General features: G+C 58.4%; 23 protein-coding genes and 2 pseudogenes. 12 read left to right on the top strand and 13 right to left on the bottom strand.

The window, feature by feature from the left end; translation table 11 throughout:
* Window positions 1-130 precede the first annotated feature (130 nt).
* Window positions 131-469, top strand: coding sequence for an FKBP-type peptidyl-prolyl cis-trans isomerase (locus ABH912_RS07075; RefSeq protein ID WP_033054480.1), 339 nt, complete (start codon window positions 131-133; stop codon window positions 467-469).
* Window positions 470-528: 59 nt separating this feature from the next.
* Here the strand turns inward: ABH912_RS07075 and ABH912_RS07070 are convergent, their stop codons facing one another.
* Complete coding sequence (locus tag ABH912_RS07070) at window positions 529-837, bottom strand: hypothetical protein (protein WP_033054483.1); 309 nt, start codon at window positions 835-837, stop codon at window positions 529-531.
* Window positions 838-1037: 200 nt separating this feature from the next.
* Window positions 1038-2072 carry a D-cysteine desulfhydrase family protein gene (locus tag ABH912_RS07065; RefSeq protein ID WP_429510192.1) on the bottom strand — a complete coding sequence of 345 codons (1035 nt, stop codon included), beginning with the start codon at window positions 2070-2072 and terminating at the stop codon, window positions 1038-1040.
* 138 nt (window positions 2073-2210) lie between these two features.
* Between ABH912_RS07065 and ABH912_RS07060 the strand changes: the two genes are divergently transcribed.
* The 3 genes from ABH912_RS07060 to dmeF all read left to right on the top strand — a co-directional run bounded on the left by ABH912_RS07060 (window position 2211) and on the right by dmeF (window position 4417).
* On the top strand, window positions 2211-3092 hold the full coding sequence (locus tag ABH912_RS07060) for a LysR substrate-binding domain-containing protein (protein ID WP_429510191.1): 882 nt from the start codon (window positions 2211-2213) through the stop codon (window positions 3090-3092).
* A 116-nt stretch (window positions 3093-3208) separates the two neighbouring features.
* Window positions 3209-3484, top strand: a complete 276-nt coding sequence (locus ABH912_RS07055; RefSeq protein ID WP_033054491.1) for a metal/formaldehyde-sensitive transcriptional repressor — start codon at window positions 3209-3211, stop codon at window positions 3482-3484.
* A gap of 12 nt (window positions 3485-3496) precedes the next feature.
* Window positions 3497-4417: a CDF family Co(II)/Ni(II) efflux transporter DmeF gene (gene dmeF, locus ABH912_RS07050; protein ID WP_429510190.1), complete on the top strand. Its 921-nt coding sequence runs from the start codon at window positions 3497-3499 to the stop codon at window positions 4415-4417.
* Window positions 4418-4421: 4 nt separating this feature from the next.
* Here the strand turns inward: dmeF and ABH912_RS07045 are convergent.
* Both ABH912_RS07045 and ABH912_RS07040 read right to left on the bottom strand, forming a co-directional pair.
* Window positions 4422-4580, bottom strand: a pseudogene (locus ABH912_RS07045) (cytochrome P450); the annotation flags it as partial.
* Between the two features lie 125 nt (window positions 4581-4705).
* Window positions 4706-5314 (bottom strand): LysE family translocator, encoded by a 609-nt coding sequence (locus tag ABH912_RS07040; RefSeq protein WP_429510189.1) that lies wholly within the window; start codon window positions 5312-5314, stop codon window positions 4706-4708.
* Between the two features lie 105 nt (window positions 5315-5419).
* On the opposite strand from ABH912_RS07040, the gene ABH912_RS07035 reads away from it, so the two are divergent.
* Complete coding sequence (locus ABH912_RS07035) at window positions 5420-6343, top strand: LysR substrate-binding domain-containing protein (protein WP_429510188.1); 924 nt, start codon at window positions 5420-5422, stop codon at window positions 6341-6343.
* Here ABH912_RS07035 and ABH912_RS07030 read toward each other — a convergent pair.
* From ABH912_RS07030 to ABH912_RS07005, 6 genes are all read right to left on the bottom strand, one after another.
* Window positions 6328-6855: a serine acetyltransferase gene (locus ABH912_RS07030; protein ID WP_033055193.1), complete on the bottom strand. Its 528-nt coding sequence runs from the start codon at window positions 6853-6855 to the stop codon at window positions 6328-6330. The genes ABH912_RS07035 and ABH912_RS07030 overlap by 16 nt on opposite strands.
* Window positions 6856-7017: 162 nt before the next feature.
* Entirely contained in the window at window positions 7018-8037 is a 1020-nt protein-coding gene (locus tag ABH912_RS07025; RefSeq protein ID WP_429510187.1) for a branched-chain amino acid aminotransferase, read from the bottom strand.
* Between the two features lie 188 nt (window positions 8038-8225).
* A complete protein-coding gene (gene lpdA, locus ABH912_RS07020; RefSeq protein ID WP_033054495.1) occupies window positions 8226-9611 on the bottom strand; it encodes a dihydrolipoyl dehydrogenase in 1386 nt (461 codons plus the stop codon).
* 3 nt (window positions 9612-9614) lie between these two features.
* The gene (locus ABH912_RS07015) at window positions 9615-10886 is read right to left on the bottom strand and encodes a dihydrolipoamide acetyltransferase family protein (RefSeq protein ID WP_429510186.1); all 1272 of its coding nucleotides are present in this window, start codon (window positions 10884-10886) and stop codon (window positions 9615-9617) included.
* The gene (locus tag ABH912_RS07010) at window positions 10887-11945 is read right to left on the bottom strand and encodes an alpha-ketoacid dehydrogenase subunit beta (protein WP_033054499.1); all 1059 of its coding nucleotides are present in this window, start codon (window positions 11943-11945) and stop codon (window positions 10887-10889) included.
* A gap of 1 nt (window position 11946) precedes the next feature.
* On the bottom strand, window positions 11947-13182 hold the full coding sequence (locus ABH912_RS07005; protein ID WP_033054501.1) for a 3-methyl-2-oxobutanoate dehydrogenase (2-methylpropanoyl-transferring) subunit alpha: 1236 nt from the start codon (window positions 13180-13182) through the stop codon (window positions 11947-11949).
* A 185-nt stretch (window positions 13183-13367) separates the two neighbouring features.
* Between ABH912_RS07005 and bkdR the strand changes: the two genes are divergently transcribed.
* On the top strand, window positions 13368-13856 hold the full coding sequence (bkdR, locus tag ABH912_RS07000) for a Bkd operon transcriptional regulator BkdR (RefSeq protein WP_033054503.1): 489 nt from the start codon (window positions 13368-13370) through the stop codon (window positions 13854-13856).
* 146 nt (window positions 13857-14002) lie between these two features.
* Here bkdR and ABH912_RS06995 read toward each other — a convergent pair whose 3' ends face one another.
* Window positions 14003-14866 (bottom strand): MBL fold metallo-hydrolase, encoded by an 864-nt coding sequence (locus tag ABH912_RS06995; protein ID WP_033054504.1) that lies wholly within the window; start codon window positions 14864-14866, stop codon window positions 14003-14005.
* 159 nt (window positions 14867-15025) lie between these two features.
* Here ABH912_RS06995 and ABH912_RS06990 point away from each other — a divergent pair, with 159 nt between their 5' ends.
* Complete coding sequence (locus tag ABH912_RS06990; protein WP_429510185.1) at window positions 15026-15826, top strand: sulfite exporter TauE/SafE family protein; 801 nt, start codon at window positions 15026-15028, stop codon at window positions 15824-15826.
* Window positions 15827-15909: 83 nt separating this feature from the next.
* Window positions 15910-16143, top strand: a complete 234-nt coding sequence (locus ABH912_RS06985) for a hypothetical protein (protein WP_429510184.1) — start codon at window positions 15910-15912, stop codon at window positions 16141-16143.
* Here the strand turns inward: ABH912_RS06985 and proS are convergent.
* Entirely contained in the window at window positions 16135-17625 is a 1491-nt protein-coding gene (gene proS / locus ABH912_RS06980; RefSeq protein WP_033054510.1) for a proline--tRNA ligase, read from the bottom strand. The genes ABH912_RS06985 and proS overlap by 9 nt on opposite strands.
* 200 nt (window positions 17626-17825) lie before the next feature.
* Here proS and ABH912_RS06975 point away from each other — a divergent pair.
* From ABH912_RS06975 to nahK, 4 genes and pseudogenes are all read left to right on the top strand, one after another.
* Window positions 17826-17972 (top strand): annotated as a pseudogene (locus tag ABH912_RS06975) (sulfite exporter TauE/SafE family protein); the annotation flags it as partial.
* Window positions 17973-18181: 209 nt separating this feature from the next.
* Window positions 18182-19366, top strand: a complete 1185-nt coding sequence (locus ABH912_RS06970) for a porin (RefSeq protein ID WP_429510183.1) — start codon at window positions 18182-18184, stop codon at window positions 19364-19366.
* Between the two features lie 268 nt (window positions 19367-19634).
* A complete protein-coding gene (gene nosP, locus ABH912_RS06965) occupies window positions 19635-20801 on the top strand; it encodes a nitric oxide-sensing protein NosP (RefSeq protein WP_033054515.1) in 1167 nt (388 codons plus the stop codon).
* The gene (gene nahK, locus ABH912_RS06960; RefSeq protein WP_429513065.1) at window positions 20770-23364 is read left to right on the top strand and encodes a hybrid sensor histidine kinase/response regulator NahK/ErcS'; all 2595 of its coding nucleotides are present in this window, start codon (window positions 20770-20772) and stop codon (window positions 23362-23364) included. The genes nosP and nahK overlap by 32 nt, the downstream gene beginning before the upstream one ends.
* 138 nt (window positions 23365-23502) lie before the next feature.
* On the opposite strand, the gene ABH912_RS06955 is transcribed toward nahK, so the two are convergent.
* Window positions 23503-24165 carry a response regulator transcription factor gene (locus ABH912_RS06955; protein WP_008149733.1) on the bottom strand — a complete coding sequence of 221 codons (663 nt, stop codon included), beginning with the start codon at window positions 24163-24165 and terminating at the stop codon, window positions 23503-23505.
* Window positions 24166-24185 lie beyond the last annotated feature (20 nt).

Raw genomic sequence — 24185 nt, 5'->3', positions numbered from 1 at the left:
GGTTAGGTGTTGCTTATGTTAGTTCACGGTTAATGCCAGAAACAGATCGAATCGGTTGCCAATCAGGCGCATTTCTGGGAAAACGGCGCCCATAACGCCTTTCAGGCAAACGAACACACGAGTGCATGCAATGAATGATGAGCTTCAGGTAATCGACATCCAGGTGGGCGACGGCAAAGCCGCCGTCAAAGGCGCGCTGATTACCACCCAATACCGCGGCTGGCTGGAAGACGGCACAGAGTTCGATTCTTCCTACAGCCGGGGTAAACCGTTCCAGTGCGTGATTGGCACGGGTCGGGTGATCAAGGGGTGGGATCAGGGGATTATGGGCATGCAGGTCGGCGGCAAGCGCACGTTGCTGGTGCCGGCGCATCTGGCCTACGGTGAACGGACCATGGGCAAGATCACGCCGAACTCGAACCTGATCTTTGAGATTGAATTGCTGGAAGTGCTGACGCGCGATGATTGATTTTATGACGAGGGCAGCCCCCTCGCCACAATGTTCGTTCGTTCGAGGTCTCCGGCGGATCAGGCGAATGCGTCAATATCGTCAAGCGTGTCCGCAATAATTCCTTCAAGGGAAGGGAATTTGTTTTTCACCTTGTCGAGTGTCGCCAGCACCGTTTCCTTATCCAGTTCTCCATGACGACGAGCGAGATGACCAAGAGCCGTGATGGCGGATGCTGTAACCGATTCGGTCTCACTTGCGAGGTATTTAATGCAAGTGTTCTGAGCCCAGGTGTTATCTGCTTCATTCAGACCGATGGAAATCAATGCGGCAGTAACATTCGTATCCACTCCGCTTGTAAGAAGCGTCGTCGCTTCATCATGGCTCATTGATGGATCTTGATAGACGCGGTGCCCATCGCCTGAAGGTGGGTTATGAATCCTCGGTATGCCTGTTTTGCGAGCCATGAGCGTCCTTGTTTCATCTTTTGAAAACGATGCGGACGCTATATCAAACGGCATTTGATAGATGTAGGACGAGTCTGAAACTCTATGAACTACTGGAAGTGCTGCCCCGCCACGATTAACCGCTAAGACTGAAAGGTTTCCCTGTAGGCATAAAGACCCGGTGTTCCACCGGTCATCACAAACAGCACATTGTCCCCGGAACGGAAGCGTCCTTGCCTGAGATCGGCCAACAGACCGGCAAACGCTTTGCCGGAGTACACCGGGTCGATCAACAGGCCTTCGGCGCGGGCCATCAGGCGCACGGCTTCCTGCATGGCTGGCGTCGGCAGGCCGTAACCGTCGCCCAACTGACTGCCGTCGATGGCGATCTCTTCAGCCTGCACAATGGCGCTACTGCCCAACAGCGCCAGTGCGTCCTGGGTCAATTGCCGGGTTCTGGCCGCTGACGTGTCTTGATCGGACAAAACCGAATAGGACTTGACGATCGAGGTGCCTCGGCCCAGCAACTGGAAGCCCGCCGCGAGCCCGGCGTGGGTACCGGCGCTGCCGTTGGGCACTACGACTTGATTGAAGGTGAGGCCGAGTTCCGTCTCCTGTTGCGCGATCTCCGCCGCGCAACGCGCATAACCGAGACTGCCCAGCGGTGTTGAACCACCCGTGGGAATCACCAGCACATTGCGCCCCGAATCCCGAAGTTGCGTGGCCCGTGTTTCGGCCACGGCGAGTGAGGCGCTGCCACCGGCAAGCACCTGTAGGTTTGCGCCAAACAATTGGTCGAGTAGAACGTTGCCGTTGAGTTCGTAATCCACATCGGTTTTGGGAACCGCGCGGGTCAGGATCAGTTCGCAGGCAAGGTCCAGGCGAGAACACACCGCGGCGGTCAGGCGCGCATGGTTGGACTGAATGCCGCCCACGGTGATCACCGTGTCGACTCCGGCCGCCAGCGCTGCGCCGATATGGAATTCGAGTTTGCGCAGTTTGTTACCGCCACCGCCAATCAGCATATGATCGTCGCGCTTGAGAAACAGGCCGATTCCCTGCGACTTCAAGCCCAGCAGTTGTTCGAGGCGTTCGGCGCGTTGAATGGGCGTGGGGCCTAGCAGAAGGTCTGCCCGCGCAAAAGAACTCAGTGACGTGTCCAGTAGTAGGGTTTGCATCAATGGAGCCTCGTTGTTCACTTTAATTAAGTGACTCTAGGGAGAAAGCCCTTCGTGATAAACGCATTGCCGGTTATTACTCCTTTAACCTGATGTACTTAATCAAGCGTTCCGTTCCTCCCTTCACAAGGCATGGTCATGAGCAAACTCAGGCAAATGGAAGTTTTCGTCGCCGTGGTCGAGGCGGGTAGCTTCGCCGATGCGGCCAGTGAAGTCGGGATGTCGGCGGTCATGGTGGGACGGCATATCCAGAGCCTGGAGAAAACCCTCAATACCAAACTGATTCAACGCACCACGCGACGCCAGTCCATCACCGGCGAAGGGCAGTTGTTTTATGAAGAAGCCAAGCGGGCGCTGGAGCAGGTGAAGTACGCGTTCAGCCGGGTGGAGGCGTCGAGCCCGGAGCCCAGCGGCCTGTTGCGAATCACCGCGCCGATGACCCTCGGCGTGGCATTGGTCGGTCCTCTGGTGTCGGAGTTCATGCAGTGTTATCCGCAGATCCAGGTCGAGCTGATTCTGAGCAACGAAGTGGTGGACCTGTACGAAACGTCATTCGATCTGGCGTTCAGGATTTCCGAACTGATCGGCGTGAACCTGCTGGCCAAACCATTGCCACCGTATCGAATGGTGATCTGCGCATCGCCCCGGTATCTGGAGCAATGGCAGGAACCCCAATCCCCCGAGGACCTGCACCGACACAGAATCCTCACCCACACGTCCTGGAACAACCGGTTTGCCTGGCCTTTGAAAAACGGCGCCAGCGAGGTTCCCTGGCCTGAAGGGGCGGTGCTGAAAAGCAATGACGGCCAAGTTCTGCTGCAGGCCGCCGTGGCCGGAGAGGGGATTTTGATGCAGCCCGACTTCCTGGTGTCAGCCGCCTTGGCCAAAGGCGAACTCGTGCGGATCCTGGACGCCTACGCGCCGCCGCCCAAGCCGGTACAGATGGTGTATCCACGCTCGCGCAAATCACTGCCCAAGTTGAAAGCCTTTATCGATTTTGTTGTGCAGCGACTGGCGTGACTGTTACGGATGCGGATTTTTTAGCGGGGTTTCGATAGACCCTCGCTGATTGTCGTCTTGCCAGTTCTACCGGGATCAGTGACTATGTGCGCCATATAGGGGTAGGGGGTATAGGTATGGCGCACATCCACGAACACAAAGATGACTTGCTCAACCGGGTTCGGCGCATTTCAGGTCAGGTGCAGGCCATAGAGCGGGCGCTTGAGTCCGACGCCGATTGTGCGAAGACCTTGCATCTGGTTGCGGCTGTCCGCGGTGCGGTTAACGGTTTGATGGATCAGTTCATCGACGCCCACGCCCGTGAACATGTCGCACGTCCTGGCCTCAGCGACGAAGAGCGCGCCGAAGGCCTGGAAGAGTTGCTGCAAGCCATTCGCCGTTACTCGAAATAGAGATCCGGACACATGACACAAACGCCGCAAGCTTCGAATTTTTCTCACGACCACATGTTTCTCGCCGCCTCCCATGATGAAAACGCCCGCCGCACTTTGTGGGTGGTGGCGCTGACCTTCGTCATGATGATTGGCGAGATTACTGCCGGTTACATCACCGGCTCCATGGCACTGCTGGCCGATGGTTTTCACATGGCGACCCATGCCGGTGCCTTGGGCATTGCGGCGGCGGCGTACGGTTTTGCCCGACGCAATGCCAACAATGCCCGTTACAGCTTCGGTACCGGCAAGGTCGGTGACCTGGCCGGTTTTGCCTCGGCCATGGTGTTGGGGCTGGTGTCGCTCGGTATCGCCGGTGAATCCATCTTGCGACTGTTTCAGCCGACCACCGTGGCCTTTTCGGAGGCGACGATGATTGCGGTGGTGGGGCTCGCGGTAAACATCGTCAGTGCGTTTTTGCTGGCGGGCAATCATGGGCATCACGGCCATGATCATGGCCACGGACATCACCACCATCACGACAACAACCTGCGCTCAGCGTATGTCCATGTGCTCGCCGACGCCTTGACTTCGGTGCTGGCCATTGCCGCTTTGCTGGCCGGCCGTTACCTCGGTTGGGTCTGGCTGGACCCGGTGATGGGCATCGTCGGCGCCATTGTCATCGCCAAGTGGGCCTATGGCCTGATGCGCACCAGTGTTGCGGTGCTGCTCGACACCACCGATGAGCACGTGGCCGCTGAAATTCGTGAACTGCTGGAGTCGTCGGGTGACGTGCACATCAGCGACCTTCACGTCTGGCAGGTCGGGCCTGAGGCGCGGGCAGCGATTGTCAGCGTAGTGGCGGCAGCGGGAGTGAGTGCCGACAACGTTCGCGAACGTCTGGCGCCGGTTCATGAGTTGTCTCACTTGACCGTCGAGTATCGCAACGCTTGATGCCTCAGGGGCAATCGCTGAAGAGCGGAATGCGGCCGTTGAGAGAAGGGCGGTAGTGCCATTCCAATTGGTCTAGCGCAGGTTTCATTGCCAGAATCTCCCTCAATGTGGCGCTGGCAATACTCAACGCCAACAACTGTCCCGGGAATTGATGCCGATCAGCCCGGCGGTGGCTTCATAGGACTGGGAACTCAGCAGTCGGTTTGCCGTTGAACTGCCGGTTCAGCTATCGGCAGCACAACCCGCGTCCACCGAGACCAGACGCCGCGCGATCGCCAGTTCTGCGCCTTAGCGACTGGCCGAGGCCATCAGCACGCCGAAACCGGCGAACGTCACGCCCGAGACTTTCGCCGCCAGCCAGGAACCCTTCGAGCTGGACAACCAGCCTTTGGCAGCATTGGCGAGCAAGGCATAGCTGCCATGCACCAGAATCACCAGTACGGCGTAGGAGGCCACCAACTTGAAGAACTGGGTGGAGAAGTGCGCCGAGGTGTCGATGAATTGCGGAAACACCGCCAGAAAGAAAAACACAGCCTTGGGGTTCAAAAACTGGAGCGAAGCCGCTTCAAGGAAGCGATAGCCCGGGCTTGAGGGGCGTGTTTCAAGCAACGAGCTTAAACGATCCGAACCCCAGCTTTTGTAACCCAGGTACAACAGATAGGCCGCCCCGGCATATTTCAATGCGGTGAAGGCGTTCGCGGAGGTGCTGAGGATCAGGCCGACACTGGTGGCGCTAATGGCGGCGACGATAAACGCTCCCGATGCGATCCCCAGAATGCCCGGCACGGCCCCCGTCCAGCCGTGGCGTACTGCGTTGGACAGGGTCAGGACCACGCCAGGCCCTGGACTCAAAATGGTCAAGGTGGCGAAAAGCAGAAAGAGTCCGTAGCTGTTCATGTCTTGCTCCGTCAGTTGGCGCAGGCTGCGTGCGGGCAGATTGGCGTGGCGACGTGAGCGTGACAAACGCTTTAAATGCGCTGCATATGTGACTAAATTAGACGCATGACAAATCAACTCCCCCCACTTAATGCTGTTCGCGCCTTCGCCGTTGCTGCTCGCCATCAGAGTTTCAGCCTGGCGGCCGAAGAGCTGCATGTCAGTCACAGTGCCGTCAGCCGGCATATCAAATTGCTTGAGGAACACCTGGGCGTGCTGTTGTTCGAGCGGCGTGTCCGTCAATCGGTGCTGACGCCGGCCGGCCAGCGTTTTTATGAGCAGGTCAGCGCCGGGCTGGCGCAGATCGCCAACGCCGCCGCTGCGCTCAAGCAACATGCCTCGCTGCCAACCGTGAAGATCAATGTCCGTCCGTCCTTTGCGATGCTTTGGCTGATGCCCAGGCTGGAGGATTTCATTGCGCGGCACCCGGACATCAAACCGCAAGTGATTACCCAAACCCAGGCACCGGATCATGCACGCGACGGGTTCGACATCGTCATTCGCCGTGGTCGTGACGACTGGGCGCCGGCGATAGAGGCTCGAGTGCTTTTCGAAGACGAACTGTTGCTGGTCGCGGCACCCTCGCTGATCGAGCGCATGGCCCTTGAAGACCTCGCGTCCCTGAGCCAGCACACGTTACTGACCGCCAAGGCGCGTCGCGAAGACTGGCACAATTGGGCCCTGCATTTTGGGCAAGGCCAGTCAGCCACTCAGGTCACACGCCAGTTTGACCACATGCATTTGGTGCTTGAGGCCGCTGTGGAAGGACAGGGCATTGCCTTGTGCCCGACCTCTTTGCTGGGCACCCACCTCTCGAGCGGTCGCCTGATGTGCCCACTGCCCGAATTGCGGATGCCGTTGCCGCGTTATTACTACGGTGTTGCGCCGGACGTGACGGCGCAGACACGGGTGTTTGTGGAGTGGTTGTTTGCCCGCATTGCTGAGGATGAGCACACACCAGCAGGTTCTCAAAATTATCGGGCGTTATAAAAAGTAGCGCCTTCAGGAATGTTTTTATTGACGAAGGACATGGCCCCGATAGTAACGTTATCGCCAATTGAGAGGGTGTCGGCGATGATGCAACTATTTGCCCCAATACTTACGTTATCACCGATCTTGAGTTCATATTCAGGTAACCCCATGGTTTTTATGCCAATGGTGGTGTTTTGACGGATAAAGAAATTTCGGCCGATCTGAACATGGCCAGTGATGACGATCCCAGGCAAATGGCCGATACGAAAGCCGGGCCCTATTTTGGCATCAATACTTATATCAACCCCGTACTTTAGATTGATCTTCCTTTCCAATCGTTTCGCATAAACGTGGAACAAACCTTTTCGAGCATTTAAATACTGCGCAAGTCTAAATACAAACAAGTACCTGAGCGTGTTGTTCTTTCTGGTTCGTTTAATAATGTTGGTTATCAGGCCGATGCGACTTCCCGGTTTTTTCTTGTTTGAAACTTCCGACTTCCAATGCATCGTCAAAGTTTCTAAATTCACGGCGCAGCCCTTAGCCTTACGGCTCTGAAAAATGGGTGAGTTTAACAAGTGAGCTATGGAGTGGGTACGGACCCTGAATTGCCTTTCTTTTGGCAATAAAAACCCACCCATCGCCAAAGCGATGGGTGGGTTATATGCCGCTTGGGCCCAGGCCCCGTCAAATCAAACCTTGACGATCCAACCCGCTGGCGCTTCGATGTCGCCGGTCTGTACGCCCGTCAGCTCTTTGTAGAGCTTCTGGGTGACCGGGCCGACGTCGGTTTCGCTATGGAACACGTGCAGGTGGTCGTTGTAGCTGATGCCGCCGATTGGTGTGATCACCGCAGCAGTACCGCAAGCGCCGGCTTCCTTGAAGTCGGAGAGCTTGTCGATGAACACGTCGCCTTCGATCACTTCCAGGCCCAGACGCGATTTTGCCAGTTCAATCAACGACAGACGGGTGATGCCCGGCAGGACCGACGGCGAGTTCGGGGTCACGAACTTGTTGTCGTGGGTGATCCCGAAGAAGTTGGCCGAACCGACTTCTTCGATTTTGGTGTGGGTCATCGGGTCCAGGTAGATGCAGTCGGCGAAGTGGGCTTTCTTGGCCTGGGAACCTGGCATCAGGCTGGCCGCGTAGTTACCACCGACCTTGGCTGCACCGGTGCCTTGTGGCGCGGCGCGGTCGTAGCTGGAGATCAGGAAGTTGTGCGGGGTCAGGCCGCCCTTGAAATAGGCACCGACCGGAATGCAGAAAATCGAGAAGATGAACTCGGGGGCGGTACGCACGCCGATGTTATCACCCACGCCGATCACGAACGGGCGCAGGTACAGCGCGCCGCCGGTGCCGTAAGGCGGGATGAAACGCTCGTTGGCGCGGACCACTTCCTTACACGCTTCGACGAACTGTTCGGTGGACACCTGTGGCATCAGCAGGCGCGCGCAGCTGCGTTGCATGCGTGCGGCGTTCTGGTCCGGGCGGAACAGGTTGATCGAACCGTCCTTGCAGCGATAGGCCTTCAGCCCTTCGAAGCATTGCTGGCCATAGTGAAGGGCAGTGGAACCTTCGCTGATGTGCAGCACATTGTCTTCGGTCAGGGTGCCTTTGTCCCACTCGCCATTACGCCAGTGCGACAGATAGCGCTTGTCTGTCTTGATGTAGTCAAAACCCAACTTGTCCCAATTGATGCTTTCGTTACCCATGACACCCTCTATCACTTAACAACCGCCGAAACGGTTCAAGGCTTCTGACGTTTTTCTGGATGGGGACAACAATACTTCATTCCGGGCCCGTTTCGCAGCCGGAATTCAATCTCTGCGACCATCGATGCACCCGATGTAGCAGCTGCCTCGCGTTGCTCGACAGCTGCTACAGGGTTTGGTGTGCGTCTTTAGAGGTGCAACGCGTGGCCAAGCGCGCGCAACGCCGCTTCCTGTACAGCTTCGCCCAAGGTCGGATGCGCATGGATGGTGCCGGCAATGTCTTCCAGTCGTGCGCCCATTTCCAGGCTCTGACCGAACGCCGTCGACAATTCCGACACGCCCACGCCGACCGCCTGCCAGCCGACAATCACATGATTGTCACGCCGCGCCACGACCCGCACGAAGCCACTTTTCGATTCCAGCGTCATCGCCCGGCCATTGGCCGCAAACGGGAAGCTGGAAACGATGCAGTCCAGACCCGCCGCCTTGACGTCGTCCGGGGTCTTGCCGACAACGACCAGTTCCGGGTCGGTAAAGCACACGGCGGCGATGGCAGTCGGGTTGAACTCGCGGGATTTACCGCTGATCAGTTCGGCCACCATCTCGCCCTGGGCCATGGCCCGGTGCGCGAGCATTGGTTCGCCGCTCAGGTCGCCGATGGCATACACGTTGCGCATGCTGGTCTGGCAGCGGTTGTCGATCTTGATCGCCGAGCCGTTCATGTCCAGGTTCAAACCTTCGAGGTTCCAGCCTTGGGTGTTCGGTTTGCGGCCAACGGCCACCAGCACCTGATCGGTTTCCAGGTTCAAGGTGTCACCGTCCGGGTCAAGAACTTGCAATGTATTGCTAACAGAATCAAAGCCTTGGACGCTGTGCTTCAAGTAAAGCTTTATGCCGAGCTTTTTCAGTTCGTCATGCACAGGCTGCGTCAGTTCGGCATCGTAGGCCGGCAGGATGCGATCCTGGGCCTCGACCACGCTGACCTCGGCACCGAGCTTGCGATAGGCAATCCCCAGCTCCAGACCGATGTAACCGCCACCGACCACGATCAGCCGTTTCGGCACGGACGTCGGCGCCAGGGCTTCGGTGGAGGAGATGATCGGCCCGCCAATCGGCAGCATTGGCAGGTTCACGCTTTTCGAGCCGGTGGCCAGCACCAGGTGTTCGCACTGAATACGCGTGTCGCCGACTTCTACGGTTTTACCATCAATAACTTTCGCAAAGCCTTGAATAACCTGGATTTTGTTCTTTTTCAGCAGCGCCGAAACGCCCGTGGTCAGGCGATCAACGATGCCGTCCTTCCATTCAACACTCTTGCTGATATCGAGCGTCGGCGCCGACACGCTGATGCCCAACGCCGAGTGCTGGCTGTGGTGTTGCGTCTGGTGAAACTGTTCGGCGACGTGGATCAACGCCTTGGACGGAATGCAGCCGATATTCAGGCAAGTACCGCCCAGGGATTCGCCTTCCACCAGAATGGTCGAGATGCCCAACTGACCGGCACGAATCGCCGTCACATAACCGCCGGGGCCGCCGCCAATGATCAATAGCGTGGTGTTCAAAGTCTGTTGCATGACCTACTCCACAAACAGGGTGGCGGGTTGTTCGAGCAAGCCACGGATGGCCTGGATGAATTGCGCCGCGTCCATGCCATCGACCACACGGTGATCGAAGGAGCTGGAGAGGTTCATCATCTTGCGAATCACGATCTGGCCTTTGACGACCATCGGGCGGTCGACGATTTTGTTGACGCCGACGATCGCCACTTCCGGCAGGTTCAACACCGGGGTGCTGACGATACCGCCCAAGGCGCCGAGGCTGGTCAGGGTGATGGTCGAGCCGGACAGCTCATCGCGGCTGGCCTTGCCAGTGCGGGCAGCGGTAGCGAGGCGAGAAATTTCCTGAGCGCTGTCCCACAGACTGCGGGTTTCGGCGTGACGGACCACCGGCACCATCAAACCGATGTCGGCTTGGGTGGCGATGCCCACGTGCACCGCGCCGAGGCGCGTGATGACTTGGGCTTCGTCGTCGTAACGGGCGTTGATCTGCGGGAAGTCGCGCAGGGCAACAACCAGAGCGCGGACCAGGAACGGCAGCAAGGTCAGCTTGCCACGGGTCGCGCCGTGTTTTTCGTTCAGGTGAGCGCGCAGTTCTTCCACGGCGGTGACGTCGATTTCCTCGACGTAACTGAAGTGAGCGGCGCGCTGAGTGGCGTCCTGCATGCGCTGGGCAATCTTGCGGCGCATGCCGATGACCGGGATTTGTTCTTCGTCGTTACGCTGGGCGTAAGCGGCGGCAGCGGTGGATTGCGGCTGCTGACCCTGAGCCAGATAGGCGTCGAGGTCTTCGTGCAACACCCGACCGGCAGGGCCGGTGCCACGCACCAGACGCAACTGGATGCCGAGGTCCAGCGCATGTTTGCGCACGGCCGGGGAGGCCAGCGGACGCTCATCGGCTTCGCGAGCAACCATCGGGCCTTGGCATACGGCAGCTCGTGGCGCTACAGCAGCGACCGGTTTGCTTTCAACAGCGGCGGCAACTTTCGGCGCCGCAACCTGTGCTTCTTTAACAGGTGCAGGCTGAGCCGACTCTTTAACGTTGCCCGCGCCTTCGACTTCAATGCTGATCAGGATGCTGCCAACCGCCATGACTTCGCCGGGCACACCACCCAGCGCAATCACCTTGCCGTTCACCGGCGACGGGATATCGACCATCGCCTTGTCAGTCATGACATCGGCGAGAACCTGATCTTCGACGACCATGTCGCCGACTTTGACGTGCCATACCGACAATTCAACTTCTGCAATGCCTTCACCAATGTCCGGCATTTTAATAACGTGCGTGCCCATTCAGACCTCCATAACCCGATGCAAAGCCGCGCCCACCCGGGACGGACCAGGGAAATACGCCCACTCTTGTGCGTGCGGGTAGGGGGTGTCCCAACCGGTGACGCGCTCGATAGGCGCTTCCAGGTAGTGGAAGCAGTGCTCTTGCACCAGGGCGACCAGTTCGGCGCCGAAACCGCAGGTGCGGGTCGCTTCGTGAACGATCACGCAACGGCCGGTTTTCTTCACCGACTTGACGATGGTGTCCAGGTCCAGCGGCCACAGGCTGCGCAGATCGATGACTTCAGCATCGATACCGGTTTCTTCAGCCGCCACTTGCGACACGTAAACGGTGGTGCCGTAAGTCAGGATGGTCACGTCCTTGCCCGGACGGGTGATGGCGGCGACGTCCAGCGGCACGGTGTAGTAACCGTCCGGCACTTGCGCGGCCGGGTGTTTCGACCACGGGGTTACCGGACGTTCGTGGTGACCGTCGAACGGGCCGTTGTACAGGCGTTTTGGCTCGAGGAAGATCACCGGGTCATCGTTTTCGATGGAGGCGATCAACAAGCCTTTGGCGTCGTAAGGGTTGGACGGCATGACCGTGCGCAAACCGCAGACCTGGGTGAACATCGCTTCGATGCTCTGGCTGTGCGTCTGGCCGCCGTAGATGCCGCCGCCGCAAGGCATGCGCAGGGTCATCGGGGCGGTGAACTCGCCGGCCGAGCGATAACGCAGGCGGGCGGCTTCGGAAATGATCTGGTCCGACGCCGGGTACACGTAATCGGCGAACTGGATCTCGGCCACTGGCCGCAGACCGTAGGCGCCCATGCCGACGGCGACGCCGACGATGCCGCTTTCGGAGATCGGCGCGTCGAACACCCGGGAGGTGCCATACTTGTTCTGCAAGCCTTCGGTGCAACGGAACACGCCGCCGAAGTAGCCCACGTCCTGGCCGAACACCACGACGTTGTCGTCACGCTCAAGCATCACATCCATGGCCGAGCGCAGGGCCTGGATCATGGTCATGGTGGTTGTGGTCATGGCGGTTTCCAACTCGATTTTGTTGTTGTGATCGTTCATGTCAGATCCCCAACTCTTGACGCTGGCGCTTCAAGTGCTCCGGCATCTCTTTATAGACGTCTTCGAACATGGTCGCGGCGCTCGGAATCTGGCCGCCGGCGAGGGTGCCGTACTGCTCGGCTTCTTTTTGCGCGGCGATCACTTCGGCTTCCAGTTCGGCGCTGACGGCGACGTGTTCCTCTTCGGACCACTGACCGATTTTCACCAGGTGCTGCTTCAGGCGCGCGATCGGGTCGCCCAGCGGGAAGTAGCTCCAGTCGTCGGCAGGACGGTATTTGGACGGATCATCAGAAGTGGAGTGCGGACCGGCGCGGTAGGTGACCCATTCGATCATGGTCGGGCCGAGGTTACGGCGCGCACGTTCGGCGGCCCAGGCAGAGGCGGCGTAGACCGCGACGAAATCGTTGCCATCGACCCGCAGGGAGGCAATGCCGCAACCGACGCCACGACCGGCGAACGTAGTGGCTTCACCACCGGCAATCGCCTGGAATGTGGAGATCGCCCATTGGTTGTTGACCACGTTGAGGATCACTGGCGCACGGTAAACGTGGGCGAAGGTGAGGGCGGTGTGAAAGTCGGATTCAGCGGTAGCGCCGTCGCCGATCCAGGCCGAGGCGATTTTGGTGTCGCCCTTGATCGCCGAGGCCATGCCCCAGCCCACGCCTTGTACGAACTGAGTGGCGAGGTTGCCGGAAATGGTGAAGAAACCGAAGTCTTTGACCGAATACATGATCGGCAGCTGACGTCCCTTGAGCGGATCGCGCTCGTTGGACAGCAGTTGGCAGATCAGGTCCACCAGCGGCACGTCTCGCGCCATCAGAATGCTTTGCTGGCGGTACGTCGGAAAGCACATGTCATCGACGTTCAATGCCAGGGCCTGGCCGCTGCCGATGGCTTCTTCGCCAAGGCTCTGCATGTAGAACGACATTTTTTTCTGGCGCTGGGCGACCACCATGCGGTTGTCATAGATCCGCGTCTTGAGCATGGCGCGCATGCCTTTACGCAGGATCTCGGCCGGTACGCCTTCAGCCCATGGGCCGAGGGCATTGCCCTCGTTATCGAGCACGCGAATCAGGCCTTTGGCCAGATCAGCGGTGTCGGCCGGTTCAACGTCGATTGGGGGTTTGCGCACCGTGCCGGCGTCGGTCAGACGCAGGTAGGAGAAGTCGGTTTTGCAGCCAGGACGACCCGATGGTTCGGGAACGTGCAGTTGCAGCGGTTCGTACGCTTGGTTCATGGCTTCTACGCTCGATCTTGTGAATTTTTTGTAGTGAGCTGACCGTCATTCTTCGATGAAAGAATTCTTGTCCTACAACAATCATAGGCCGGGCCAAGAAGAATATTTCTCTCTGTTTCGTTGCGTTGGCGATCATTTGAGGATAAAAAATCTGCATAAACATAAAAAACAGGTGGTTTTGTCTCATGCGCAAACTGGACCGTACCGATATCGGCATTTTGAACAGCCTTCAGGAGAACGCGCGCATCACCAACGCCGACCTCGCACGCTCGGTCAACCTGTCGCCGACGCCGTGCTTCAACCGGGTCAAGGCGATGGAAGAATTGGGCCTGATTCGTGAGCAAGTGACGCTGCTGGATGCCGAGCTGCTGGGGCTGCATGTGAATGTGTTCATTCATGTGAGCCTGGAGAAGCAAGTGGAGGAGGCGTTGCAGCACTTTGAGGAGGCGATCTCGGATCGCCCGGAAGTAATGGAATGCTATTTGATGGCCGGCGACCCGGACTATTTGATTCGCGTACTGGTGCCGACCATTCAGTCGCTGGAGCGCTTCATGATGGACTTCCTCACCAAAGTCCCCGGTGTCGCCAACATCCGTTCGAGCTTTGCGCTCAAGCAGGTGCGTTATAAAACTGCGCTGCCGTTGCCGGCGAATGGCCTGACCCTCAACAACTAAGCGCAAATTCCCTGTAGCAGCTGTCGAGCACCGCGAGGCAGCGTTCGGCTGCGAAGCAGTCGTAGACCCTGCAACCGAGTTCCTTCAGGTAAACCGCGGACGCAGCCTCGCGGTGCTCGACAGCTGCTACGGGTTATGTGTTCGGTTTAGAGTTTGTTGATCGGGATCTTCAGGTAAGTCACGCCATTGTCCTCGGCCGGCGGCATATTCCCCGCCCGCACATTCACTTGGATGGCCGGCAGCAACAGCGTCGGCATGCCCAACCCCGCATCGCGATGGGTGCGCATGGCGACGAACGCGGCTTCGTCGATACCGTCATGGATATGAATGTTGCTTTTGCGCTGCTCGCCCACTGTGCTCATGCACTGAGGTTCGCGGTTTGCGGGTGGGTAATCGTGGCAGACATACAGTCGAACGCTGGCAGGGAAGGCCAGCAGTTTGCGAATCGAAGCAAACATCTGGTTGGCATTGCCGCCGGGAAAGTCGCAGCGCGCGGTGCCCACGTCCGGCATGAACAGCGTATCGCCCGCCAGAATCACATCGCTGTCGATCAAATAGGCCATGTCCGCCGGCGTGTGGCCGGGAACATGCAGGGCCGTGGCTTTCAGGTTGCCGATGAGAAACGATTCATCCGGCGCGAACAGATGATCGAACTGCGAACCGTCACTGCGAAATTCCGGCTCAAGGTTGAACAGGGTCTTGAACACGCCCTGAACCTTGCTGATGGATTCGCCGATAGCAATCTTGCCGCCCAGTTCCCGACGCAAATACGGTGCGGCGGACAGGTGATCGGCATGGGCATGGGTTTCCAGCAGCCATTGCACCTGCAACTGATGTTGGCGAACGAAGGCGATGATCTTGTCGGCCTGGACGGTGGCGGTTCGTCCGGCGGCGGGGTCGTAGTCGAGCACCGGGTCGACGATCGCGCAGTGTCCGCCATCGTGCTCGTAGATCACGTAGCTGTAGGTCGACGAGGCTGGGTCTAAAAAAGCTTCAATCAAGGCGGGCATGGTGGCCGTTTCTTTCTGGACAAGTCATGAGGGTAGTTTCATTTTCCCTGCGCTGACCAGCCCGCATCAATTCAATTAATGAAAAAAGCTGCGCGGGCTCTATCCTGTCAGTCATCGATACCGGGCGCTCCCGGCTTTTTTGCAGATCACGAGAGTTTTATGTTGCTGGCGAGTTTTTTTGGCGTAGTGATGGGGTTGGTACTTGGTTTGACCGGCGCCGGTGGCGGGATTCTTGCGGTGCCGGCCTTAGTGCTGGGGCTGGGTTTGACCATGACCCAGGCTGCGCCGGTCGCACTGTTCGCAGTGGGCAGTGCGGCGGCTGTCGGCGCAATCGACGGGTTGCGCCATGGTCTGGTGCGTTATCGCGCAGCGTTGCTGATCGCCCTGCTGGGGGCGGTTTTTTCGCCGGTCGGCATCTACTTCGCCCATCAGTTGCCGGAAAAAATCCTGATGATCCTGTTCAGCCTGCTGATGGTCATGGTGGCCTGGCGGATGCTGCGCCGTGAGCGCCAGGACGAAGGTCCAAGCGACCACGGGCACGCCAACTGGGGCCAGAAGAACTGCATGCTCGATCAGCAGACCGGGCGCTTTTCCTGGACCGCCAAGTGCACCGCGACCCTCGCGGCACTGGGTGCGGTGACCGGGGTGGTCTCCGGGTTGCTGGGGGTGGGCGGCGGCTTCCTGATCGTCCCGGCGTTCAAGCAACTGACCGACGTGCAGATGCGCGGAATCGTCGCCACTTCCTTGATGGTGATCAGTCTGATCTCGTTGACTGGTGTCATCGGCGCGCTCCATGCGGGAGTGTCCATCAACGCCACCGGCGCCGTGTTCATCGTCGCGAGCATCGTCGGGATGCTGATTGGCCGACGGATGTCTTCCCACGTGCCGGCCCGAGGGTTGCAGCTGGGATTTGCCAGTGTTTGCGTGGTAGTGGCGGGTTACATGTTGCTCAAGGCATAAGATCGAGAGGCGGTTTCAGCGGCTGGTAGCGCAGGCTCAAATCCAGCTTCTGCTTCTACATCACCCGGATAGCACCGGCGCACATGGCAGGGGCTTACTACAGTTCGCAAAACCTCACTTACCTGGGCGCGGCGTCGACGCCGGTGGTGTGTGGCTTCATTCTCGCCGGCTTCAATCCGCTGTATTTTTTGTTGTACTTGCTGGTGTTGCTGATGGTGGGGGGTGTGATTTTCTATGTAGAAGGGAGAAAGTTAATCCAACCGATAACAAAAAAGCCCCTGGCAAACGGGGCTGTTGGTGATCAAGGATCAATATGACTTCGCATACAGTGCCCAGGATTTGGTGGGCTGACCTGTAAATAAGCAGGTGGCTGCAACCTTGGGTTGAGCGAGTGGAATGCATCGAACTGTTACACCCAGTTCGCTAATGGCTTTCTCAACTTTTTCGTCATCGATGAAGGGGGCGAGAACGAATGTATTGAGTTTGTCCTTGCGTTTGAAAGCTTGTTTGAAGTTGTCAAGTGTAGTAACTGTTTCGGTATTGTCCGACAGCTTTTTTCTGGCACTTTCAAGCATGCCTACCTGAATAGTCTGCAGTATTTTTGGCAAGTCTTTAACAAAGCTAATCATCTCATCGTTTAACGTGTTCTTGCTGTTGTCTCTGCAGGAATAAGAAACCATGTTCTGCTCCAGTTCCTTTATCCCGATCTCGACCCGAACAGGCACACCGCGCTTGATGTGATACCACTTTTTTTCGCTGCCATTCATGTCCCGCTTATCAACGCTTACACGCAGGTTTTGTCCCTTCAGTTTCTTTCGGGAGATCTGCTTTTGCAGCTTGTCGCAGTAAGCATGGATGACTTCGGCATCCTGTTCACTGCGTACGATCGGAACAATGATGACCTGCGTCGGTGCAACCAGCGGTGGGATCACCAGGCCATCGTCATCGCCATGAGCCATGATCATGGCACCAATCAAACGCGTGGAAACACCCCACGAAGTGGTCCAAGCCAGTTCTTTTACCCCTTCCTTATTAACAAAGCGGATGTCTGATGCCTGGGCAAAATTTTGTCCCAGGAAATGTGAGGTGCCTGCTTGCAAGGCCTTACCGTCCTGCATCATTGCCTCGATGGTGTAGGTGCTGACAGCGCCCGGGAAACGTTCCCATGAGCACTTTTCACCCTTGATTACTGGTATGGCCAGGTGCTCGACAGTAAACCGCTCATAGATGTCCAGCATCTTCAGCGTCTCGTCCAAGGCCTCTTCACTGGAACCGTGAACGGTGTGGCCTTCCTGCCATAGGAACTCTGAGGTGCGCAGGAAGATCCTTGGACGCATTTCCCAGCGCAGGACGTTGGCCCACTGATTGATGAGTAGCGGCAGATCCCGATAACTTTGCACCCATCGTGAAAAGGAGGCACCGATCACCGTTTCGCTGGTAGGCCTGATGATCAAAGGCTCTTCCAGTTCACCAGCGGGAGTGAGTTTTCCATCTGCGGTCTGTTCCAGACGGTGATGGGTTACGACTGCGCACTCCTTGGCAAAACCATCGACGTGCTCTGCTTCTTTTTGAAGAAAGGATAATGGGATCAAAAGTGGGAAATATGCGTTCACATGGCCTGTATCCTTGAATTTTTGATCAAGCTCTCGTTGAATTTGCTCCCATATGCCATAGCCCCATGGGCGGATGACCATGCAACCTCTAACGGGAGAGTTTTCAGCCAGTTCAGACTGACTGATGACTTGTTGATACCAGTCGGAAAAGTTTTCACTTCTTGTAGGTGATATTGCGTTTTTCATATTGCCCCGGCTTTGAAAAGACAGCGTGTGATTCTGAGATTGGTGTTGTGTAGGTGTATGTATATTTTTTGATGTTTGAAATTTCAAGAACTCTTGTTTTTTGTTTGATCTTTCGGAAAATTCTTTCAGGCGGCTCTGTTTTTTTTGTAAGGTTTTTCATTGCTTTGTACGACGCTTGAGCACTATTAAGGATTGCTTGGGGCGTGGCATTTATCGTCGCGAGCATCGTCGGCATGATCATTGGCCGAAGACTTTGCGCGCGAATACCGGCCCGGGGATTACAGATCGGCTTCGCCAGCATTTGTGTCGTGGTCGCCGCTTACATGCTGTTTAGAGCGGGCGTCTAACAAGTACCGGTTCCTGTGGACGCCAGTCCGTTCCACAGGCGTACACCTTAAGTTTCGGGCCTCGTCGATGGACGGTCTTACACCGAACTTGTCGCGCATTGCCTGCCACTCCAAAGCACTTCAGAACCGCCGCCAAGGCAGCGTATGACGCCGCCGGTCAGCTTTCGATAATCGCCTCCGACATCCAGTCCCCCGCTGCGGAGCGCGTCATGCACAACAATAAGAACATCAAGCATCGTTTCTTGCCTGCCTTCATCGCCAGCCTGTCGACCCTCGGTTTGAGCTCGATGGCCGAAGCCGAGATCGTGCTGTACGACAAGGACCAGACCACGTTTTCCACCGACGGCTACATCAACGCTTTCTATGTGAACAGCAAAGTGGACCGTGCTGGTGACCAGTTCGACCGGCGACAGGCGCGTGTGAAGATGGGTTTTCTGCCCAACTACCTGGGCTTCAACATGAGCAAGCAGGTCGATGACCTCAAGCTCGGCGCCCGGTCGTCCTTCTGGGTGACCATCAACGACAGCGAAACCAACGGCACCGACACTGCCATCGACGTGCGGCAGTTCTACGGCACGGTGGCCAACCCGGAGTGGGGCGAAGTGCTGATCGGCAAGGACTTTGGCCTGTTTGCCCGTTCCAACATCCTGCTGGATGAAATGCTCGCCGGGTACGGCCAGGTCAGCGATTCCCTGGGCCTGGTGGACGGTGGTGGGGTGTCGTTCGGCAACATCGGCACGGGTTATCCGTACCCGTTCCCGACGTCGCAGATTACCTATCGCACGCCGGTGATGGAGGGCTTGCGGGTGGCCGTGGGGATCATGGACCCGGTGGACACCAACGACAGCAGTCCATTGGGCAAGGCCTACCAGGAGAATCCGCGCACCGAGAGCGAGATCACCTATCAGTTCGACGTTGCCGGCGCGAAGATCTACAGCTGGGTCAACGGCAGCTACCAGACATCGGACAATACCGATTCCACCGTCGCGTCCGTCACCTCCAAAGGCGTCGGTTATGGCGTGCAGGCGAAAATGGGCGGCTTGTCCCTCACGGGCTCCGGCTTCCAGGCCAAGGGCATCAACCCGTTCTTCACCAACAACGCCGGCGAACCGACCCTGCGCAATGTCGACAGCGACGGTTACCTGCTGCAGGGCTCCTACAAACTGGGCAAGAACCGGTTGGCCTTGTCTTACGGCAAGACCAACGACGACGGCAATGGCGTGGTCGGCAGCGGCGCGGACTATGAAACGCGCGGCATTGCGCTGTTCCATGACGTCAACGACAACCTCAAGCTGGTGGCCGAGTACAACCAGTTCGCAATCAACGGCCACGACACCAGCGACCAGAACGAAGACACCGACACCTTTGCGGTGGGGGCGGTGCTGACCTGGTAAGCCTGTAGCGACGCAGATACCTGTGGCGAGGGAGCTTGCTCCCGCTGGACCGCGTAGCGGTCCCGATCCTGGTCGCGCATCGGCCGGTTGGGACTGCTTCGCAGTCCAGCGGGAGCAAGCTCCCTCGCCACAAAGCGTCGGTCACCACGCCGCAATCCGTCCACTCTCATCCCATCGAAGCGGCTACCCGCTACCCAAGTAGCATACGTAGCCGCTCACAGGCTTCGTACACTCGAACCTCATACATGCGCACCTGCGGGAGGCGACAATGCAGCAGGTCCAGAGTGATGAAGGTGTGGTCAGTGCAATGTCCCAGGCCACCGATGCCCAACAAGTGGCGCAGGAGCTGGCGCGGCAACTGTTGCACCCGCACTTGGGCTTCGTGCTGTTCTTCTGTTCCGCCGAGTACGACTTGCAGGCGCTGGGCCAGGCCTTGCAACAAAGCTTCGGCGGCATTCGCCTGGTGGGTTGCACCAGCGCCGGGGAAATCACGCCCCTTGGCTACGGCCGCAATTGCGTGACCGCGGTGGGCTTCGACCACCGGCATTTTTCCATCGACGCCGAACTGATCTGCGAAATGGAACGCTTCAGCCTGATCGACGCCCAGCAAATGGTCGAGCGACTGGTCAGTGGTTGTCGCAGCAATACCCTGGCGCCGATCAAGGGCAACAGCTTTGCGTTGACCCTGCTCGATGGTTTGTCCAGCCGGGAAGAAATGGTCCTCGCGGCCCTGAGCGCGGCGTTGGGCGACATTCCGCATTTCGGCGGTTCGGCCGGCGACGACAATTACCTGACCCACACCCACGTCTATTTCAATGGCGAGTTTCACAGCGGCGCGGCGGTGGTGGTGCTGGTCAACACCTGGCTGGATTTCGAGGTGTTCACCACGCACCACATCCTGCCGAGGGCGGAAAAACTGGTGGTCACCGGGGCCGACAGCGCCTCGCGCCGGGTCTTTGAACTGAATGCCGAGCCGGCCGCCGAGGAATACGCCCGGCACATTGGCGTGCCGGTGGCCGAGCTCGATCACCGGATCTTCGCCGCGCACCCTTTGGCCGTGCGGATCAACGATCAGTATTACGTGCGGGCGATCCAGCAGGTTCACCCGGACTTGAGCCTGAGTTTCTACTGCGCGGTGGAAAACGGCATCGTCCTCACCGTCATGACGCCAGGCCCGATGCTGCCGAACCTGCAAACCCTGTTCGAAGGCTTGCAGGAGCGCCTCGGCGATCTGTTGCTGACCATCGGCTGCGACTGCTTTCTCAGGCGTCTGGAACTGGAAGACGGCGGCAGTCTGGAGCAGATCGGAACGTTTTTGCGTGATCAACGGGTGATGGGTTTCAACACCTACGGAGAACAGTTCAATGGCATGCACATCAACCAGACCTTCACCGGGGTTGCCATTGCCCGAGGCCGGTCCCCTGGACACCGTTGAGCTTCAGGCACAGATCGCCAGCCTGCAGCGCGACAACCACAAACTGCAACGCATCAATGGCGCGCTGATCGAGCGGATCGAGTCCGGCATCACTCGCGGCAACGACCCCTACGCGGCGTTCCAGCATTCGGTGGTGCTGGCCGAGCAGGTGCGTGAGCGCACCGATGCCTTGAACCAGGCCATGGCTGAACTCAAGTCGGGCAACCACTTGCTCAGCGAGGCACGCCTGCGCGCGGAAACCGCGCATCAGCATTTGATCGATGCGATCGAGAGCATTTCCGATGCGTTTGTGCTGTTCGATGCGGACCAGCGGATCGTGCTGTTCAACAGCCGCTTCAAGGCGTTCTGGGGCAACAGCCGGGTGCGGATCAACGCCGGCATGCGCCTGGCCGAGGTCAAGCGACTGATGTCCGCCACCGGATTGTTCACTGAAGAGCCGCGCGGGCATGCCGACGAAAACCTGCTCTATCGCCTGCAGGACGGTCGCTGGTTACAAGTCAGCGAAAGGCCGACTCAGGAAGGCGGGCGGGTGATTCTTTTCACCGACATTACCGACGTCAAACTCAGCGAAACCGTGCGCCGCGAGCAGGCGGTGGCGCAGAAATCCCATTTGTTGCAACGAGCGGTCGACAACCTGTCCCAAGGGGTGGCGATGGTCAACGCCGAGGGCATTCTGGAATTGTGGAACCGGCGTTTCCTTGAGCTGAGCGGCCTGGCCCCGGTGGCGGCCCATCGTCCGTTTGCCGAAGTGATCGGCGACAGCGAATTGAACCTGCTGACCCCGGCCAGTCGCGATCTGAACGGGCGGCACGTGCAGGAATGCGAGCAGCGCCTCTACGATGGCCGGGTGCTGGAAATTCGCACCCATCCATTGCCCACCGGCGGTTTCGTCAACACCTTCACCGACATCACCGAACGCTATCAGCACGCCGAAGCGTTGAGCGAAAGCGAGCGCTGGATTCGCCTGATCACCGACCATGTGCCGGCGCTGATTGCCTATCTGAATGCCGACCTGGTCTACGAGTTCACCAACAAGGTGTATGAAGAATGGTACTGCTGGCCTCGGGGCGTGATGCTTGGGCAGAGCCTGCGCGAAGTCCACAGCGAACAGCATTATCAGCGTCTGGAAGCCTACGTGGCCCGGGCCTTGGCCGGTGAGAGCGTGACCTTCGAGTTCGCCGAAACCAACATCAACAATCAGGAGCGCTACATGCTGCGCTCCTACGTACCCAATCGCCTGGCCACCGGGGAAGTGGTGGGGATTTTCGTGTTGATCCGCGACATCACCGAACGCCGCCGCACCGCTGAAGCGCTGCACCAGGCCTATCAGAATCTTGAGTTGCGGGTGCGCGAACGCACGGCGGAACTGACCACGCTCAACGACCAATTACTGCGTGAAATCGACGAGCGTCGGCGAGCGGAATCTCGCCTGCGTGAAGCCAAACTCGAGGCTGAACAGGCCAACCTGTCGAAGACCAAGTTTCTCGCCGCCGTCAGTCACGATTTGCTGCAACCGCTCAACGCCGCGCGGCTGTTTACCAGCGCGTTGCTTGAACGGCGGGAGCCGGTGGCCAATGCGATTTTGGTGCGTAATGTCAGCAACTCCCTGGAAGATGTGGAGAACCTGCTGGGTACGCTGGTCGATATATCCAAACTGGATGCCGGGGTGATCAAGGCCGACATCGCGCCGTTTGCCCTGAGCGAATTGCTGGAGAACCTCGCGGCCGAGTACACCCAGGTCGCCCGCAGCGAAGGCCTTGAACTGCATTTCATTCCCTGTTCGGCACTGGTGCGCAGCGACATTCAGTTGCTGGCGCGGATCCTTCGAAATCTGTTGAGCAACGCCATTCGCTACACCTACAGCGGTCGTGTGGTGCTCGGTTGCCGGCGTCATCACCAGCGCCTGTCGATCGAGGTCTGGGACAGCGGCATGGGCATCGCCGAAAACCGCCTGGAAGAGATTTTTCAGGAATTCAAACGCGGTGACGTGCAGCGTCCCGATCAGGATCGCGGTTTGGGCCTGGGTCTGGCGATCGTCGAAAAGATTGCCGGGATTCTCGGTCACCGCATTCATGTGCGTTCGTGGCCGGGCAAGGGCTCGATGTTCTCTATCGAAGTGCCGCTCAGCGCCACGGCGCCCAAGGCGCTGCCGAGTTTGCTGATGAGTGAACCGATGCTGGAACGTCTGCGTGGGGCGCGGGTGTGGGTGCTGGACAACGACGCGGCCATTTGCGCCGGCATGCGCACGTTGCTCGAAGGGTGGGGATGTCTGGTGGTCACGGCACTGTCCGAGGAGGACCTGGCGCGGCAAGTGGACAACTACCACGAAGAAGCCGATCTGCTGATCGCCGATTATCACCTGGACGACGATCAGAACGGCGTCGATGCCGTGGCCCGGATCAACGCCCGACGCGGTTCAGCGATTCCGGCAATGATGATCACCGCCAACTACAGCAACGAGCTGAAGCAGCAAATCCGCGAACTGGGCCACACCCTGATGCACAAACCGGTGCGGCCGATGAAGCTCAAGACAGCGATGAGTCACTTGCTCGGCAGGCCTTGAGTCTTCTGGTGTGTTCACTGGCCCCATCGCGGGCAAGCCCGCTCCCACAGGTTTTGCAGTGTTCAAACAAACTATGTTCCAACACAAACCCTGTGGGAGCGGGCTTGCCCGCGATGGGGCCGACTCGGTCTACCAGAATCAGCGCCGCAGATAAGACCCGAAATCTATGTCGCCCGCGCTCAAAATCGCCTGCACCCGATTGTGCACATTGAGTTTGCGCAGGATTGCCGAGACATGGGCCTTGACTGTGGTTTCGGCGATTTCCAGGGTGTAGGCGATCTGTTTGTTCGACTCGCCCTTGGTCATGCGTTCGAGCACCAGCAATTGCTTGCGGGTCAAGGCCTGGAGCAGTTCCGGTGGGAAGCTCGGGGCATCGTTCATGCGCCGTGTACCGCATTTTTGCGTGCGGATGATGTCCGGCGGCAAGTAGACATTGCCGTTGAGGATCTGCTGGATGGCCTCGGTCATCTGCACCCGTGGCGAGGATTTGGTGATGAAACCCACTGCGCCATAAGTGATGGCTTGCAGCACGACTTGTTTGTCCTGTTCGGCCGAGACGATCACCACCGGAATGGTCGGCGCTTCGTTGCGCAGGTTGATCAGGCCATTGAGGCCGTGCATGCCGGGCATGTTCAGGTCGAGCAGGATCAGGTCCAGATCATCGTGTTCCTGTGTCAGCACCAGGGCGCTGTCCAGGTCGGCGGTTTCCATCACCTCGCTGCCCGGAAAACCATCGCTGATGACGTTATGAATGGCTTCGCGAAACAGCGGGTGATCGTCGGCAATCAGAATTTTGTACATAGCCTTTCACCTCATTATTT

This window comes from Pseudomonas sp. BT76 TE3572, assembly GCF_050435365.1.
GTDB classification, from domain to species: domain Bacteria; phylum Pseudomonadota; class Gammaproteobacteria; order Pseudomonadales; family Pseudomonadaceae; genus Aquipseudomonas; species Aquipseudomonas fluorescens_W.
Note: the sequence above shows the minus strand (reverse complement) of the source record. Positions and strands in the feature narration are given on the sequence as shown.